We start from the raw sequence: 16,269 nt of genomic DNA on the forward strand, positions 1-16,269 counted from the left end.
GGTTTCCCAGGCACCAGTTTTTATCCCTTGGCTTCACCGGCCTCCGGGTACTGGGGATAATCCGGGCTGAACCAACGGCCGTATACCTTGTGAAAGACCAGGTTTCCGGCAATATAGTCCTTGTCCAGGTAGGCAGCGGGTATCAGCCGGGGCTGGACTACCTTCCGGGTTTCGGTTTTACCCGTGAGCCGGTCCTGGATAATCAGGGTCAGGGGCTCGGAATATAGCTCCCCTTTATCCGCATTATAGTAATAGTAACCAAGGGTTTCCACCACCTGATGCTTTTCGTAGTTCCGATAGAAGGTCCGAGCCTTGATTTGGTAATAGGGGGCTTCTTCCCGCACCACCTTTACCGAGTCCAAATCCACCCAGGTCTGCTCCCTTAGGGAAGAAGCCACGCTGACGCAGCGTTTGGGGTTAAAGTCAACTCCCTGGGCCTCTGCCTGGGTAAAGCAGGGAGCCAGAAGGCAGGCCGCCGCCACCAGGATTGCGCCAAATTTCTTCATACTGACCACTTCTTTCTGTATACATAGGCACCAGCGGTGCACCTGTTATTATTCACACTAATTCGATAATATTATACCCACAACTTTGGTCAAAAATCCAGGAGAAGCGCTCCGCCCTTAGAGAAGGGCCAGAAGCTGATACTTTTGAAACAGAAAACGGAAAGCCCCGTTTAGGAACTTTCCGTTTTTACATATCCAATTTTACTGCTGGGGTGCGCGGTTTTGGGCGTCCGGCAGAAGGGTAAAGGACTCAATGGATTGTTTAAAGGCATTGAGCTTCAAATCATAGTTGATGGTATCATCGGTTTCGTAGCGGATCTGGAACCCGGAGCCCTGGCGATTCATCAGATAGGTATTGATGATGAACACCTTTTTCAGGTCTTCGTTGTCGGTGGATTCCGCCAGACTGCCGTTGAGGGTCCCCACGGTAATGGGTTCGTGGCGCAGGATGGTCACGTTGGGGGTATACCGAGTCACCTTGTCCAGGAAATTGCTTTCGGCCTGCTTCAGGTTGGCCGGTGTAGCAGTGCCCAGTTCTGCAAAGGACGGGTCGCTGAAGCGGCGGATCATCAGGTCATCGGTATGGACGGAGCTCAGGGAACGGCCAAACAGGATATTGTCCGCCCGCAGGGTGTACATCCGCCAGCCGCTGGGGATTTCCATTTCAAAACCCATGGAAGGCACCGTCAGCAGGTTGATATCCGTGTAGCGAACCTTGGCCAGGGACAAATCCTTGGTCAGGGCTTTCAGGGCCTCCCTGGCTGCCGCTTCCTGGTCCTGGGGCGCACTGACATTCACCACCAGGGCAATGTTCTTCTGGGGCTGGTAAACCTTGCCCACAGTAAAGGGCCGCCGGGTTTTCAGGGAATCCTTGGGAATGGCTTCGTAGGTAAAGGTGTCCCGGTCGTAGCCGGACTTTTCGTCCTCCCGGGCCCGCATCAGTTCCGGGTTGTTCACCCGGCGCAGCACAGCCCGCAGCCGGTCGGCGGCAGCGCTTTGGCCGGTACTGCCCTTTACGCCGTCTTCCACAATGGTGGAATCCTGCATATCCTGGACCTTCCCGATAAAGCTGGTAAATTCCTTCTGCTGTTCCGAGGAATACTGGCGCATGGGCACAGAAACAAAGTTAGGCAGGGTGTACAAATCGGCGGAAACCAGGAAGGTCTTCCCCACCGTAAACCGGATGCCGGTGGTGGTATGGTAGATTTCCTGGCTGCCCGGGGGCACCGTCAAGGTGTATCCGCCGCTGGCCGGCTTGAATACCTGGTCCTTTTTCTCCGCCGCCTGGGCAGAAGAACCCAGACCCGTACTGCTCAGCAAAAACAAGGAAGCAGCGGCCAGTAGCAGCTGTAATTTTTTCATAGGGACCTTCTTTTCTCTTTATTTTTTGGCTTTTTCTTTGATATACTTGTCGATTTCCACGGCAGCCTTCTTCCCTGCACCCATGGCAGAGATAACGGTGGCAGCACCGGTAACGATGTCGCCGCCAGCAAAAACGCCGGGAATGGAGGTTTCTTCGTTTTCATCCACGGTAATCAGGCCCTTTTTGTTGGTAACCAGATCCGGGGTGGTGTGCTTGAGCAGCGGGTTGGGCCCCTGGCCGATGGCCATTACCACCATATCCACGTCAAACACATGGTTGGAGCCGGGGATTTCTACAGGAGAACGGCGGCCGGAAGCATCCGGTTCGCCCAGCTGGGTGCGGATGCATTCGATGCCTTTGACCCAACCCTTGTCATCGCCCACAATCCGGCAGGGATTGTTCAGCATATGGAGCTGAATCCCCTCAGCCTTGGCGTGTTCGATTTCTTCTTTTCTGGCGGGCATTTCCGCTTCGCTGCGGCGGTAGACCACGTAGACATTTTCTGCGCCCAGGCGCTTGGCCGTACGGGCAGCATCCATGGCCACGTTGCCGGCCCCTACTACGGCTACGTTCTTGCCTACATATACGGGAGTGGCCTTCTTGGGGAACTGCCAGGCTCCCATCAGGTTCACCCGGGTGAGGAATTCGTTGGCAGCGTACACCCCGTTCAGGGCTTCGCCGGGAATATGCATAAAGTGGGGCAGCCCAGCGCCGGTACCTACGTACACAGCCTGGAAGCCTTCCTCATTCAGCAGCTCGTGGAGGGTAAAGGTACGGCCGATAACCACGTCGGTCATGATATTGACCCCCAGGTCCTTCAGGGCCTGAACCTCGTGCTGGACAATGTCCTTGGGCAGCCGGAATTCCGGAATCCCGTACATCAGCACGCCGCCCACCTTGTGGAGGGCTTCAAACAGGGTTACATCGTAGCCCAGCTTGGCCAGGTCTCCAGCAGCAGTCAGGCAGGACGGGCCGCCGCCTACCACAGCCACCTTGATGCCGTTTTTGGGGGCAAGGCCTTCGGTAATCTGGTCGGTGCCCTCTTCCCGGGCCCGGTCAGCCACGTACCGTTCCAGCCGGCCAATGGCCACCGGTTCTCCCTTGATGCCCAAGATGCAGACTTTTTCGCACTGGTTTTCCTGGGGGCAGACCCGGCCGCACACTGCGGGCAGGGCGTTTTTGCCCTTCAGAATCCGAATGGAGCCGGCAAAGTCCTTTTCCGTAATGGCATGGATGAATTGGGGAATGTCCACATTCACGGGGCAGCCCTGTACGCAGCGCGGGTTCTTGCAGTTCAGGCAGCGCTGGGCTTCGTCCACAGCCACTTCTTCCGAGTAGCCCAGGGCTACTTCCTTAAAGTTTTTGTTCCGCACGTCCGCCGGTTGTTCCGGCATAGGATTTCTCATTCCGCCACGCATTTGCAATGCCCCCCACAACTATATTCTTCCGCTTCCTGATCCTTGTACATCTTGGAACGGGTCATCAGGTTGTCAAAATCCACCTGATGGGCGTCGAATTCGGGACCATCGCAGCAGGTAAACTTGCTTTCATCCCCTACCTTCACCCGGCAGCCGCCGCACATACCGGTGCCGTCCACCATCAGGCAGCTCAGGCTGGCAGTGGTCTTCACGTGGAAAGGCAGGGTGGTCTTGGCCACGTTCTTCATCATGATGATGGGTCCAATGGCTACCACCAGGTCCACTTTGGTGCCGGCTTCCAGCATTTTTCGCAGCGGATCGGTAACAAAGCCCTTGATGCCGTCAGAACCATCGTCGGTGGTGATGATTACTTCATCGCTGATTTTTTCCATCCGGTCCCGCCACAGGATCAGGTCCTTGCTGCGGCCGCCGATAATGGTAATCACCTTGTTGCCCAGTTCGTGATAGGCCCGGGCAATGGGATGGACGGGGGCTACGCCGATACCGCCGCAGACCATGACCACGGTGCCGAATTTGCCCATTTCAGAGGGCTGGCCCAAGGGTCCCAGTACGTGCTGGAATTCGTCCCCTACCTCAAAGTCGTGGGTCAGATGGGTGGTGGTGGCGCCTACGGCCTGGACCATCAGGGTAATGGTGCCCCGCTCCCGGTCGAAATCGCCAATGGTGAGAGGAATCCGTTCGCTGTCTTCATCCACCAGGACCATAACAAACTGGCCCGGCTGGCATTTATGGGCAATGAGCGGTGCTTCAATTTCAAATTCCCACACTGCAGGCGCAAGCTGCAGCTTCTTCAGTACTTTTGCCACAATGAATCACTCCCCTTTAATTTTTGGGCAAAACATATTCAATGCACCGGTTGACCTCAAAAATGACCTTTTCCAAATCAATGGTGGTCAGTTCCTTGTTCTGGAGCAGGACGCGGCCATCTACCAAAACGGTGTCCACATCCTGGGCAGAAGCAGCATACACCAGGAGAGAAACCCGGTCATGCCGGGGGTACCAATGCGGTGAATCCATATTATAGAGCACGATATCGGCCCGCTGGCCTACGGCAAGCTGTCCCAGGTCATCGTAGCCCACGGCTTTGGCGCCCTGGACCGTACCCATAGCAAGAGCCTGGGCCGCAGGGACGGCTTTGGGATTGCCGGACTCGGTCTTGGCCAAAAGCGCTGCCAGCCGGACTTCTTCCAGCATATCCAGGTTGTTGTTGCTGGAAGCCCCATCGGTGCCCAGGCCTACGGTAAGGCCCTTTTCCAGCATACTGGCCACAGGGGCAATGCCGCTGGCCAGTTTCAGGTTGCTTTGAGGATTGTGGGCCACCCGGACGTGGTGCTTGGCCATAATGGCCTGGTCTTCTTCTGTCACATGGACGCAGTGAGCGGCCAGGGTCCCCAGTTCAAACATGCCCAGGTCTTCCATCAGGGCAATGGGGGTCTTGCCGTACTGCTTCAGGCAGTCGTCCACTTCTCCCTGGGTTTCGGACAGATGCATATGGATTTCTGCACCCAGGCTGCCGGCCCGTTCCACCACAGATTTGATGAAATCCGGGCTGCAGGTATAGGGGGCGTGGGGGCCAAACATTACCCGAATCCGGTCATCGCAGGCGCCGTGCCACTTTTTGTACAGCTCCGTGTTTTCGTCCAGCCGGGATTTACCGTCCGCCACAGAGGCGCCGGTAAGTCCCCGGGATAACACCGCGCGGATGCCGCAGTCCCGGGCTGCCTGGGCCGTTTCGTCCATGAAGAAATACATATCCGCAAAGCAGGTGGTGCCCGTGCGGATCATTTCCGCCATGCCCAGGAGACTGCCCCAGTACACTGCCCGGCCATCCAGGTTGTTTTCCATAGGCCAGATTTTGTTCTGGAGCCAGTCCATCAGCACCATGTCGTCCGCATAGCTGCGGAACAGCGTCATGGCCGTATGGGTGTGGGCGTTGACCCAGCCCGGTACCGCCAGGTGGTTCCGTCCATCAATGGTCTGGGTGCCCGTAATGGCATCCGGCCCGATATAGGCGATACGCCGATCTTTAATGCCAATATAGCAGGGTTTGCCGCTGCCGGCGGCAGCCAGTTCCACATTGGCCAAAACCACATCATAGTTCATAGGTAATCTCCTTTTTATTGAAAGTCTTCACAGTGGAAGCCGCCGTATTCCTTTAGGGCCTCGCGGCAGCTGCAGCTGTGCAGGGGTGTTTCCGTATCCTTAATATAGGCTTCCATCACCGCAAGAATCTGTCTGCCCTGGAGTTCCATGGCAGCGGTTACTTCCTCGTGGGACAAAGCCCTTTGGGCAAAACCGGAACCCATATTGGTAACCACGGACACGTTGGCGTAGCAGATTTCGGCTTCCCGGGCCAGGACCGCTTCCGGCATATTGGTCATGCCGCACACGTCCCCGCCCAGACAGGCGAACATTTTGTTCTCCGCCGCCGTTTCGTAGCGGGGGCCTTCGGTAACCACGTAGGTACCCTGCTTGCAGTGGCGCAGCCCCAGCTGCATAAGAGCATGGATGACCCGCTCCCGAACCACCGGACAGTAGGGGTAAGCAAAATCCACATGGGCCACCTTGCCACCCTCCCCGTTAAAGAAGGTGTTCACCCGGTTTTTGGTGAAATCCAAAAGCTGGCTGCAAACCACGAAGGTGCCGGGCCGCAGGGCCACGTTGATGGAGCCTACTGCCGTAAAGGACAGGATTTCTGTGACTCCCAGCTGCTTTAGGGCGAAAATATTGGCCCGATAGTTGATCTTATGGGGAGGCAGGGAATGATTCGCTCCATGCCGGGCCATAAAATACACTTCGTGGCCGTTCAAGGTGGTCTTGAGGCAGTGGGCCTCACCAAAGGGGGTTTTCACGGTTACAGGTTCCAGGGTACCAAAACGGGAGGCATCTTCAACGCCGGTGCCTCCGATAATTCCGATTTTACGCAATCTTCTCACCTCTTCTGGTTCAATTCATCAATAATCGAAAGGAGATCCGAGACTTGCCCAATGACGTAATCCGGGTGGATTTTGCCGTCAAAAAAATCTTGTTTAAAAGACGACCAACCGACTTTTACCGTAGCCCGGCAGCCGGCAGCCCGTCCGCTTAACAGGTCGTAGGGGCTGTCCCCCACGCACAGGCATTCCTCCGGAGCAAGGCCCAAAAGGGCTGCGCCGCTGGCCATGGGTTCCGGGTCGGGCTTGTGGGCCTGACATTCCTGGGCCCCGATGATGCCTCCGTCAATGTAGGAGGAAAGCCCCAGGCAGTCCAAACCCCGCTGACAGGTGGCCTTGAACTTGCTGGTGACGATGGCCTGGGCAATGCCCTTTTCCTGAAGCTTTTGACAGCCTTCTGCCACCCCGGGAAAGGGCTCAATCATCTGGTCGTGCCATTTGATATTGTAGTGCCGGTAGTACTGGACCATTTCCTCAATCCGGTCCGGGTCCGTAATGCCCGTTACCACGGACAGGCCCTGGCGCAGAGGCAGGCCAAAGGTGTTGATGATGGCCTGCTGCTCCACAGGCTGGTCCAGGAAATGCTCCAGCGTCTTTTGGAAGGTGGCCAAAATTAACGGTGTAGTATTGGCCAAGGTTCCGTCAAAATCATATAAAATCCCTCGAATTGCCATAAGGTACTCCTTTGCGTTAGATACACCTTTTATTTTACCATATTTGCCAGGTAAAGTGAACACAAGTACCATTGCAGCGCCCCTCTGGCCGCCGCCTTCGCCCTGTGCGCCGCAGTTCCTTGCCTATAGGGAGCGGCGGCCTCCCTGGCCCAAAAAGAAGAAGCTGTGCAGCGCTGCACAGCTTCAGGTTTTGTTTTAGTTTCTCTTTTTGGTGTGGATAATCTGCTTGGGTCCCACTTCTGCGCTTTCCGGCACCAGCACATCGTTAAAGCTGATGTTCCGGGTATGCAGGGTGTGGCTCCAGGCGTGTTCATGGCGATGGATAAAGCCGGCCATGGTAATGGGAATCCAGCTGTATACGAAAATCGGATAGAACAGGGTGTAGAACCAGGACTTGGGAGCCGCATGGATCTTAAAGAGGATAATGGCCGGAATCACATACTGGCCAATCCCGATTACCTGCCAGATTTCGTAGGGCAGCAGGGCATACAGCACGTTGGTGTAGAAAGGAACAAAGGAGTAGATGGTGCTGCAGATAACAAAGAACGCGGAGATCAGCAGGAAGTAAGGCTGAATCAGGTCGATGATGCCGTCCAGAATGACGATATCCCGGCGCTTGATACCTTCCTTCAGCAGCTTGGGGATATACCGCTCAGCCACATCGAAATGCCCCTGGGCCCAGCGTTTTCTCTGGTTCCAGGACTGCTTGAAGGTAACCACCTTTTCATCATACACAATGGCATCATGGCACCAGGTGGTGGGAATCCCTTCCAGCAGGGACTTCATGGTAAATTCCATATCTTCGGTAAGGCAGGTAGCCTGCCAACCGTATTTCTTCAAAATATCGGTGGAAATGCACATGCCCGTACCGCCAAAGACGGAGGACAGGCCGATATTGTATTTGGCCAAGTGCCAAACGTGGTTGATGATCCAGAAGGAAATGGCGAACACGCCGCTGACCCAGGTATCGTTGGGGTTCTTGGAGTCCAGGTAGCCCTGAATCAGCCGTTCCCCTTTGCAGTACCGGTTGTTGATTTCCATCAGGAAGTCCAGATGCACCAGGTTGTCCGCATCGAAAATCACCACGGCATCGTATTGCTTGGGCAGGGCAAACAGCTTCTGGAACATCCATTCCAGGGCAAAGCCCTTGCCTTGCTGCATTTCGTTGGTGTTGTGCCGTTCGTACACCAGGGCGCCCTCACGAGCTGCCACTTCCGCCGTATGGTCGCTGCAATTATCAGCTACCACGAAAATATCGTACATATCATTGGGATAACGCAGCATCTTCAGGTTATCCACCAGCTGGCCAACTACCTTTTCCTCGTTATGGGCAGCCACAACCACCGCAAAAGTGGTTTTGGGGGTCAGGATCTTCTTTTCCTTTTTCCGGGGCAGAATGCCGAACAGGGAAATGGTAAAGTAGTAAATCGTAAAGAAAACGATCAACACTTGCAGAGGAATCATAATAATATCAAAATAGCTGCTCATGATGAACACAGACTTCCTCCTCTTAATGGCCGGCTTGCTTGCCAGTCACCTTTACATACAGAGCATTAAATACACCGCACAGGGTGTAGGTGAACATGATGACAAAGGGCCAAGCTGACACATTGATGTACAGCAGATACGCACCAATCAGGAAGGAAACAAGCACGGGCCCTTTGAAAAGCGGGTTGCCCTTCCCCTTGAAATCAGGATACCGGACTTCACTGTACATGAGCACAGCAACGCCCAGGGTGCCGATGGCTACCAGCACCGGATTTACCTGGAAACCGGAGGCTACGAACGTGGCCACCACGCAGGCGCCGGCCGGAGCAGGCATCCCTTGGAAATAACCGTGGATGGCGGATACGTTCACGTTAAAACGTGCCAGCCGCAGGGCTGCCCCGAAGGCAACCATGGCGGAAATAATCTGTCCAGCCAGACCCAGCTGGTGCAGGGAATAACAATAAATCAAAACAGACGGTGCCATGCCAAAGGAGCAGACATCACACAGGGAATCCATTTCCACCCCAAAGGGGCCGCTGACGCCCAGTGCCCGGGCTGCCCGGCCATCACAGGAATCTGCCAGAATGGCCAAGATGATAAAGATTGCTGCTTTTGTGAATTCCTGGTCCATGGAAAGATAAATGGACAGAACTCCCAGCACCAGGCTAAGGCCACTGATGCTGTTTGGAACCATACGTCTATAATTCATTCTGCTTTCTGCCTCCCAATAATACTTAATCCGCCCTTGACCTTGTCACCTTTTTTTACCATGACTTCTACGGATCTGGGCATTACCAGTTCCGTGCAAGAGCCAAATTTGATCATCCCGTAGCATTCGCCCTGTTTCAGGGTACTGCCCAGGGAGGTCCAGGACACAATCCGGCGGGCCAGAATCCCGGCAATCTGGATTACCAGGACACGGTTCTTCCCGTTGTCCAGGCCAATGGCCATCCGTTCGTTGACAATGGGGGCCGAGTTCTTGTAGGCCGGTTCGTAACCGCCGCAGGTATAGCGCTGGTAGGTCACGGTGCCGTCCATGGGAGCCCGGTTGGTATGCACATTGAAGACAGAAAGAAATATCGTCACCTTGATTGCAGGTTCATTGAGAAATTCCTGATCGTAGAAACCCTCCACCCCCATAACGGTACCGTCCGCCGGGGAATACAGGATGCTGGGATCAATCCGGGTGGGACGATCGGGGTTGCGGAAAAAATATGTGAAATACGCGGTCAGGACCAGAGGCAGTACGGCAAAGTCCACCCCTACAAAATACCCAACCAGAAGAGTCGCCATGGCGCAAATGCCAATAAAGGGATACCCTTCTTTCACGATTGTAAATTTGGACACAACTTCACCTCCACCTATTTTGTTTATTATAATACAACATTCGAGCTTTGTCTAATGCTTGCCAGGTTATTTCTTTTTGTGAAGTACGCCATATTTTGTGCCCAAAACTTCCAGCACAAACTTGGGCAGGGCCAGCATCCGGCCAAAGCGGCTGGGCTGCTTGTACAGCCGAAACAGCCACTCCAGGGAGGCTTCCTGCATCCACTTGGGAGCCCGTTCCATCTTGCCGGCCAGCACGTCGAAACTGCCGCCCAGGCCCACCCGGACCGGGGGCTTCAGTTCGTCCCGATGGCTGTCCAGCCAGTACTCCTGCTTAGGCGCCCCCAGGGCTGCAAACAGGATTTGGGCCCCGCTGCGGTTGATTTCGTCAATAATGGCACCGGACTCTTCTTCCTTAAAGTAGCCGTTCCGGGTGCCCACAATCTTTACCCCGGGAGCAATTTCTTCGGCCTTGGCTTTGGCGGCCTCGGCAATGCCCGGTGCTGCCCCAAACAGGTAGATGGTCTCCCCTGTTTTCGCTGCCTGTTTCAGCAGCTGGACAAACAGGTCAAAGCCCGCCACCCGCTCAGGCACCGTATAGCCCAGGGTCCGGCCGGCCCAGACCGTGCCGGCGCCGTCCGCCAGCACCAGGTCGGTTTTCTGGAGCAGGTCCAGATACCGAGGATCCTGGAGGCCCATCATGATGATTTCCGCGTTGGCGGTCACCACCTGGGTCTTTTTATTATCCTTAATCCGCTGCAGCAGCCAGGCTACGGCTTCCTGCATGGAAAAGGGGCTCACGGGAACCCCCATGATATCAATTACGGGTTTCTTGCTTGTATCCATGTTCTGGTCCTCCCCAGGGTCAGATGGCTCTGGCTTCACTGGGCACGGTGGTAAAGTTGATGCCCGGGTTCCGTTCCAGGATCCAGTTCAGGTTCCATTCGTTGGAAACCAGGATAACCGGCCGGTCCAGCTTGTCGTACACCAGCATGCCGTTGTCCAGGCCCTTGATGTTCCGGATGTCGTCGGCATCGTCGGCGTAAACCCAGCGGGCTACGGTGTAGGGCAGCTGGTCCATCAGCAGTTTGGCGCCGTATTCGTTAAGCAGCCGGTATTCCAGTACTTCCAGCTGCAAAACGCCAACCACGCCCACCACAAAGCTTTCCATACCGATATTCTTTTGGCGGAATACCTGAATGGCGCCTTCCTGGGCCAGTTGGACAATGCCCTTTTCAAACTGTTTCCGCTTCATGGAGTCCTTGGGCTGCACCTTGGCGAAAATTTCCGGCGGGAAAATGGGGAAATCTTCAAACTGTACCTGATGCTTTTCATCGCACAGGGAATCCCCGATGGTGAAGATGCCCGGGTCAAAGACCCCAATGATATCACCAGGATAGGCTTTTTCTACGGTGGTCCGTTCCTGGGCCATGAACTGCTGGGGCTGGGACAGCTTTACGGGCTTGCCCCCCTGGACATGGTACACGGTCATGCCCTTTTCAAACACCCCGGAGCAGATGCGCATAAAGGAAATCCGGTCCCGGTGGGCCGGGTTCATATTGGCCTGAATCTTGAAGATAAAGGCGGAGAAGGTTTCGTCGGTAGGCTTTACCACGCCTCCGTCCTTCAGGTGGCGAGGCTGGGGCATGGGAGACAGTTCCAGGAACTTTTCCAAGAAGCTGCGCACGCCAAAGTTGGTCATGGCGGACCCGAAGAACATAGGGGTCAGTTCCCCTGCGTTCACCTTGTCCAGGTCAAATTCATCCCCGGCCAGATCCAGCAGCTCAATATCGTCCAGGAGATTCTGGTAATTGGTTTCCCCGATGGCTTCCCGGATAGCCGGGTCGTTCAGGTCACCGGTGGTGGATTTCAAAATCTTGGAGCCGTGACTGGAGTCGTTGTCAAACAGCTCCACCTGCTTCTTCAGCCGGTCGTACACGCCAATATAGTGGCCGTCCACGCCAATGGGCCAGTTGATGGGGAAAGCATTGATATGCAGCACTTTCTCGATTTCGTCCATCAAGTCCATGGGGGCCCGGCCGTAACGGTCCAATTTATTCACAAAGGTAAAGATAGGAAGTTTTCTCCGGTGGCAGACCCAGAACAGCTTCTTGGTCTGAGGTTCCACGCCTTTGGCAGCGTCGATCAGCATAACGGCGCTGTCGGCAGCAATCAGGGTACGGTAGGTATCTTCACTGAAGTCCTGGTGCCCAGGGGTATCCAGAATGTTTACCCGGTAGCCGTCGTAGTCGAACTGCAGCACACTGGAGGTAACGGAAATCCCTCTCTGTTTTTCGATTTCCATCCAGTCGGACACCGCATGGCGGTTGGCCTTTCTGGATTTTACGGAGCCGGCCAAATGGATGGCGCCCCCATATAGCAATAATTTCTCAGTCAGAGTCGTTTTACCGGCATCCGGATGAGAAATGATAGCAAACGTTCTTCTTTTCGCAATCTTATCCTGCAGATCAGACATGCAAGCTGAACCTCCGTTTCTTGGCGTCCTTTTGAAAAGGAGCCGCACATTCAATCTTATTATAGCATTTTTCGTCATTTTTGCATGAAAAAACGCCACAAAGATAACCTTTGTGGCGTCCAGTTCATTTAAATGGTCGGAGCGGCGAGATTCGAACTCACGACCTCTTCCACCCCAAGGAAGCGCGCTACCAAACTGCGCTACGCCCCGAACACAAGAGCTATTATACGGTGTTTTGAACCATTCGTCAAGCGTTTTTCCAAAACTTTTTTAAAAAATTTTTGCGCCCTCAAAATCCAGGTCCAAAAGGTGCACCGTGGTGTCAATCTTACGTTTCGTAAAGGGCTCACGCATGGCCCTGCCAATGGTCTCCAGATCTGCGTCAACTGGCGCATAAGCCATGAGCGTGGAGCCGGAACCAGAGATAACAGCCTGGTACGCTCCGGCCTCCTGAGCCCGTTTTAACGCCTCCTGGGCCCCTGGAATCAGAGGCAGCCGGTAAGGCGTATGAATCTTGTCCTGCAAGGCCGTAGAAAGGAATTCATAGCGGCCGGTGGCCAGGGCGCCAATCAGGAGGGCAGCCCGGCTGGTGGAGTACACAGAATCCCGCACGGAAATAGCCTTGGGCATGGCTGCCCGGGCTTTGGCCGTGGAAAGCTGCATATCCGGCACCAAGACCACCAGTTTCAGAGGTTTGGCCGGGGCCAGTTTCAAGCTCCGTACTTTTCCCTCCTCCATGACATTGATGGTCATGCCGCCCAAAATTGCAGGCGCCACATTGTCCGGATGGCCTTCAATAAGGGTAGCCTCCGTCACCAGGTCTGCCTGGCCAAGGGGAGACCCTGCCAAGGCGTTGGCGGCCATCAGGCCGGCTACCACAGCGGTGGAGCTGCTGCCCAGGCCCCGGGAAACCGGCACCTGGGTTTCCGAGGTGATTTTGATGCCCGTAGCCGGCTGACCCAATTTATCCCACAGGATATAAAAGGATTCCGCCGCCAGGTTGTTTTTCCCCTGGGGCAAAAGCCCTGCGTCCTGACCCAGGGCTTCAATCACGATTCCCTCCGGAATCATTTCGTAAGTAAAGGTATTGTACAAGGTGCAGGCCAGTCCCAGGCAGTCAAAGCCCGGTCCGCAGTTAGCGGAAGTGGCAGGGACCCGTACAGTGACCTTGCGTATTGCTGCCATTGTATCCAAGACCTTTCGGTTTAGTTTTGCTCTTTCAGCTGTTCGTTCAGGCTGTCGTCTTCTACCCGGATGATGTTACAGATCCGGGAGACCACACTCAGGTTGGACAGGGCTTTTTCAGCCTTGCGCAGGGCATATTCGGAGACCCCGTGGGTAATTACCACGATTTCTGCCAGGTTCCCCAGGGAGCGTTTTTGCACAACGGTCTTCAAGCTGACTTCGTTGTCACCGAAAGCGGTGGCAATGGCGGCCCAGACACCGGGCCGATCCTGCACCAGCATACGTACGTAGCTGGGAGAGTAGATGTCTTTGGGGCCCATAAAGGGTTTCTGCTCGTAGCAGGTGCACCCTACCCGGCCGGTGCAGCCGTGGAGAATATTCCGGGTGGATTCCAGGATATCCCCGCAGACAGCGCTGGCAGTAGGCATCCGGCCGGCTCCCTGGCCAAAGAACATGGTTTCGCCCACCGGTTCGCCTTTAACGAAGACGGCGTTAAACACATCATTAACGGTGGCCAAAGGATGGTTCTTCGGCAGCATGGTGGGATGTACCCGGACGCTGATGCCCTTGCCTTCTTTCTGCTTGGCAATACCCAAAAGCTTCACCACGTAGCCCAGCTCGTCGGCGTATTCGATATCCCGCAGGGATACCTTCTCAATGCCTTCCACGCTGACATCTTTCAGGGACACCCGGCTGTTGAAGCCGATGGAGGCCAGGATAGCCAGTTTCCGGGCAGCGTCCCAGCCGCCTACATCGGCGGTGGGGTCGGACTCGGCGTAGCCCTTATCCTGAGCTTCCTTCAGGACTTCTGCAAAGTCCATATGGTCCTCGGTCATTTTGGTCAGCATATAGTTGGTGGTGCCGTTGATGATGCCCATAATCTGGTCAATCCGGTTGGCCGCCAAAGATTCCTTCAGCGGACGGATAATGGGAATGCCTCCTGCTACCGCAGCCTCAAAAAGGAAATCCACGTGTTTTTCTGCCGCCAGGTCAAAGAGTTCCTTGCCGTGCTCGGCTACTACGTCCTTATTGGCTGTTACAACATTTTTCCCGGCCCTGAGGGCAGCCAGCATATAGTCCAGGGCAGGATGCTCCCGGCCAATCAGCTCTACCACAATGTCGATATCCGGATCCCCAATAATGTCTTCGATGTTGTCCGTGGTTTTCAAGGTGGGGTCCAGCGCGGTGACCTTTTCCGGGTGACGTGCCAGAACAGTCTTAATACGGACAGGAACCCCCACCCGTTCCGTAATCAGTGCGCAGTTGTTTTTCAAAACCAGGATGACGCCGCCGCCTACCGTGCCAGCGCCCAATAAGCCAATATTGATTTCCTTTTTCATCGCAAATCGATCCCCTTTAGTCCACCTGTCCCAATACGTCCAGGCGTTTTACTCCGTCAATGAGACGCAGTTTGTCCAGCAAAGCTTCCATGTCAATGGTCAGGTACTTGGTTTCTACAGAAATGGTGGTGTTGGCAACACCTTGCAGGGGAACCCCCTGGTTGATGGTGATGACGCTGCCCCCGTCGCCGGCAATGGTATTCAGTACGCTGGACAGTACCCCGGGCTTATGTTCCAGCAGCAGGGAAATGGTGATCACCTTTTCCTTGCTGGCATCGTAGAACGGGAACACGTAGTCCTTATACTTGTAGTAGGCGCTCCGGCTCAAGCCCACCTTGGCTACGGCTTCATTGACCGTCCTCATTTTGCCCCGTTTCAAGATTTCTTTGACCATAATGGTCTTTTTGATAGCTTCCGGCAGAATTTCTTCTCTTACCAGGTAAAATTCGGATTTTTTATCGTTGTTCATCGGCCTCTATCCTTTTCATAAGAATTTTTATCCTTCTTAGGTAGACATTATAACACAAGTCTTCTAAAAATACTACTCTTTCTTGGCAACCCGTTTCATTAAATCTGCAATGGCTATCTCCACGGACTTTTTGGCAAAAAGTACCTGGTACAGCTGCTCAATAATGGGCATTTCCACCCCATGGGCCAGGGCCAGCTGCCGCACCACCGGCGCCGCATTGATGCCTTCGATGACCATATGGGTTCCCTGGGTAATTTCTTCCAGGCTCTTGCCCTGGGCCAGGGCCACCCCTGCGGAACGGTTCCGGCTCAGGGGGCTGCTGCAGGTAGCCACCAGGTCCCCCACCCCGGCAAGGCCGGAGAAAGTAGCCCGTTTGGCGCCCATTTTCACCCCCAGGCGGGTGATTTCCGCCAGGCCACGAGTAATGAGTCCTGCCTGGCTGTTTTCCCCAAAGCCCAGGCCGGCCAGAATGCCGCTGACCAGGGCAATGCAGTTCTTGCTGCAGCCGCACAGCTCTACCCCGATAACGTCCCGGCTGGTGTAGGGCCGGAAATATCCATTGATAAAAATCTTCTGCAAAGCCTTGGCAATTTTCAAATCCTTGCAGGCAATGACGGAAGCAGCGGGCTGCCGCTTGGCAATTTCCTTGGCCAGGTTGGGGCCGCTGAGCGCTGCCACCGCTTTGGCCTGGGGGAACGTTTCTTCCAGAATATCCGTCATCAGCTTCCCTGTAGCCAGGTCAAACCCTTTGGTACAGGAAAGGAGAATCTGCTCCCGGCAGTCGGTAAAGGCCGCGGCCTGCTGGGCCACCGCAGCCATTCCTTTGGATGGAACGACAAAAACGAGCACAGAGGCTCGTTCGATGGTTTGCTGCAGGTCATGGGTTACCAAAATGGAAGGAGAAAGTTCCAAATCCGGAAGGTAATCTTGGTTTCTCCGAGTACGTTGGATCTGGTCAGCCTTTTGGGGATTCCGGGCCCAGAGGCAGACTTCGTGTCCGTTGTCTGCCAGAATCTGAGCCAGGACGGTTCCCCAGCTGCCAGCGCCAATAACAGCAATTTTCATAAAGC

At 55.0% G+C, this 16,269-nt stretch carries 16 protein-coding genes and 1 tRNA gene; all 17 read right to left on the minus strand.

Annotated elements, in window-relative coordinates:
- Positions 1-20 precede the first annotated feature (20 nt).
- Positions 21-506 carry a hypothetical protein gene (locus LKE88_RS03215; protein ID WP_105325432.1) on the minus strand — a complete coding sequence of 162 codons (486 nt, stop codon included), beginning with the start codon at positions 504-506 and terminating at the stop codon, positions 21-23.
- Positions 507-707: 201 nt separating this feature from the next.
- Positions 708-1,868 (minus strand): hypothetical protein, encoded by a 1,161-nt coding sequence (locus LKE88_RS03220; RefSeq protein WP_105325431.1) that lies wholly within the window; start codon positions 1,866-1,868, stop codon positions 708-710.
- An 18-nt stretch (positions 1,869-1,886) separates the two neighbouring features.
- Positions 1,887-3,287: an NADPH-dependent glutamate synthase gene (gene gltA / locus LKE88_RS03225; RefSeq protein ID WP_231086297.1), complete on the minus strand. Its 1,401-nt coding sequence runs from the start codon at positions 3,285-3,287 to the stop codon at positions 1,887-1,889.
- Complete coding sequence (locus LKE88_RS03230) at positions 3,272-4,114, minus strand: sulfide/dihydroorotate dehydrogenase-like FAD/NAD-binding protein (RefSeq protein ID WP_105325430.1); 843 nt, start codon at positions 4,112-4,114, stop codon at positions 3,272-3,274. Before LKE88_RS03230 ends, gltA begins: the two co-directional genes overlap by 16 nt.
- A gap of 16 nt (positions 4,115-4,130) precedes the next feature.
- Positions 4,131-5,411, minus strand: a complete 1,281-nt coding sequence (locus LKE88_RS03235; protein ID WP_118286981.1) for an amidohydrolase — start codon at positions 5,409-5,411, stop codon at positions 4,131-4,133.
- Between the two features lie 14 nt (positions 5,412-5,425).
- Positions 5,426-6,235: an S-methyl-5'-thioinosine phosphorylase gene (locus LKE88_RS03240; RefSeq protein ID WP_105325428.1), complete on the minus strand. Its 810-nt coding sequence runs from the start codon at positions 6,233-6,235 to the stop codon at positions 5,426-5,428.
- Positions 6,236-6,240: 5 nt separating this feature from the next.
- Entirely contained in the window at positions 6,241-6,915 is a 675-nt protein-coding gene (locus tag LKE88_RS03245) for an HAD hydrolase-like protein (protein ID WP_105325427.1), read from the minus strand.
- 195 nt (positions 6,916-7,110) lie between these two features.
- Positions 7,111-8,403 carry a glycosyltransferase family 2 protein gene (locus tag LKE88_RS03250; protein WP_105325533.1) on the minus strand — a complete coding sequence of 431 codons (1,293 nt, stop codon included), beginning with the start codon at positions 8,401-8,403 and terminating at the stop codon, positions 7,111-7,113.
- Between the two features lie 22 nt (positions 8,404-8,425).
- On the minus strand, positions 8,426-9,112 hold the full coding sequence (gene pssA / locus LKE88_RS03255) for a CDP-diacylglycerol--serine O-phosphatidyltransferase (protein WP_105325426.1): 687 nt from the start codon (positions 9,110-9,112) through the stop codon (positions 8,426-8,428).
- Complete coding sequence (locus LKE88_RS03260) at positions 9,109-9,750, minus strand: phosphatidylserine decarboxylase (protein WP_105325425.1); 642 nt, start codon at positions 9,748-9,750, stop codon at positions 9,109-9,111. The genes pssA and LKE88_RS03260 overlap by 4 nt, the downstream gene beginning before the upstream one ends.
- 66 nt (positions 9,751-9,816) lie before the next feature.
- Complete coding sequence (locus LKE88_RS03265; protein ID WP_231086298.1) at positions 9,817-10,575, minus strand: WecB/TagA/CpsF family glycosyltransferase; 759 nt, start codon at positions 10,573-10,575, stop codon at positions 9,817-9,819.
- 19 nt (positions 10,576-10,594) lie between these two features.
- Positions 10,595-12,205 carry a peptide chain release factor 3 gene (locus tag LKE88_RS03270; RefSeq protein WP_158572337.1) on the minus strand — a complete coding sequence of 537 codons (1,611 nt, stop codon included), beginning with the start codon at positions 12,203-12,205 and terminating at the stop codon, positions 10,595-10,597.
- A 133-nt stretch (positions 12,206-12,338) separates the two neighbouring features.
- A tRNA-Pro gene (locus tag LKE88_RS03275) sits at positions 12,339-12,415 on the minus strand.
- 60 nt (positions 12,416-12,475) lie between these two features.
- Positions 12,476-13,390: a homoserine kinase gene (gene thrB, locus LKE88_RS03280; RefSeq protein ID WP_105325422.1), complete on the minus strand. Its 915-nt coding sequence runs from the start codon at positions 13,388-13,390 to the stop codon at positions 12,476-12,478.
- A gap of 20 nt (positions 13,391-13,410) precedes the next feature.
- Positions 13,411-14,730, minus strand: coding sequence for a homoserine dehydrogenase (locus LKE88_RS03285; protein WP_105325421.1), 1,320 nt, complete (start codon positions 14,728-14,730; stop codon positions 13,411-13,413).
- Between the two features lie 16 nt (positions 14,731-14,746).
- Positions 14,747-15,199: an ACT domain-containing protein gene (locus LKE88_RS03290; RefSeq protein WP_105325420.1), complete on the minus strand. Its 453-nt coding sequence runs from the start codon at positions 15,197-15,199 to the stop codon at positions 14,747-14,749.
- A gap of 72 nt (positions 15,200-15,271) precedes the next feature.
- Positions 15,272-16,264, minus strand: coding sequence for an NAD(P)H-dependent glycerol-3-phosphate dehydrogenase (locus LKE88_RS03295; protein ID WP_105325419.1), 993 nt, complete (start codon positions 16,262-16,264; stop codon positions 15,272-15,274).
- Between the last annotated feature and the right edge of the window lie 5 nt (positions 16,265-16,269).

Source organism: Acidaminococcus hominis (assembly GCF_022484025.1).
GTDB lineage: Bacteria > Bacillota > Negativicutes > Acidaminococcales > Acidaminococcaceae > Acidaminococcus > Acidaminococcus hominis.

Excerpts from the sequence above, each read along its gene's own strand:
- LKE88_RS03215 (WP_105325432.1), bottom strand. The coding sequence starts at position 506 with ATGAAGAAATTTGGCGCAATCCTGGTGGCGGCGGCCTGCCTTCTGGCT.
- LKE88_RS03220 (WP_105325431.1), bottom strand. The coding sequence starts at position 1,868 with ATGAAAAAATTACAGCTGCTACTGGCCGCTGCTTCCTTGTTTTTGCTG.
- gltA (WP_231086297.1), bottom strand. The coding sequence starts at position 3,287 with ATGCGTGGCGGAATGAGAAATCCTATGCCGGAACAACCGGCGGACGTG.
- LKE88_RS03235 (WP_118286981.1), bottom strand. The coding sequence starts at position 5,411 with ATGAACTATGATGTGGTTTTGGCCAATGTGGAACTGGCTGCCGCCGGC.
- LKE88_RS03245 (WP_105325427.1), bottom strand. The coding sequence starts at position 6,915 with ATGGCAATTCGAGGGATTTTATATGATTTTGACGGAACCTTGGCCAAT.
- LKE88_RS03250 (WP_105325533.1), bottom strand. The coding sequence starts at position 8,403 with ATGAGCAGCTATTTTGATATTATTATGATTCCTCTGCAAGTGTTGATC.
- pssA (WP_105325426.1), bottom strand. The coding sequence starts at position 9,112 with ATGAATTATAGACGTATGGTTCCAAACAGCATCAGTGGCCTTAGCCTG.
- LKE88_RS03265 (WP_231086298.1), bottom strand. The coding sequence starts at position 10,575 with ATGGATACAAGCAAGAAACCCGTAATTGATATCATGGGGGTTCCCGTG.
- LKE88_RS03270 (WP_158572337.1), bottom strand. The coding sequence starts at position 12,205 with ATGTCTGATCTGCAGGATAAGATTGCGAAAAGAAGAACGTTTGCTATC.
- thrB (WP_105325422.1), bottom strand. The coding sequence starts at position 13,390 with ATGGCAGCAATACGCAAGGTCACTGTACGGGTCCCTGCCACTTCCGCT.
- LKE88_RS03285 (WP_105325421.1), bottom strand. The coding sequence starts at position 14,730 with ATGAAAAAGGAAATCAATATTGGCTTATTGGGCGCTGGCACGGTAGGC.
- LKE88_RS03290 (WP_105325420.1), bottom strand. The coding sequence starts at position 15,199 with ATGAACAACGATAAAAAATCCGAATTTTACCTGGTAAGAGAAGAAATT.
- LKE88_RS03295 (WP_105325419.1), bottom strand. The coding sequence starts at position 16,264 with ATGAAAATTGCTGTTATTGGCGCTGGCAGCTGGGGAACCGTCCTGGCT.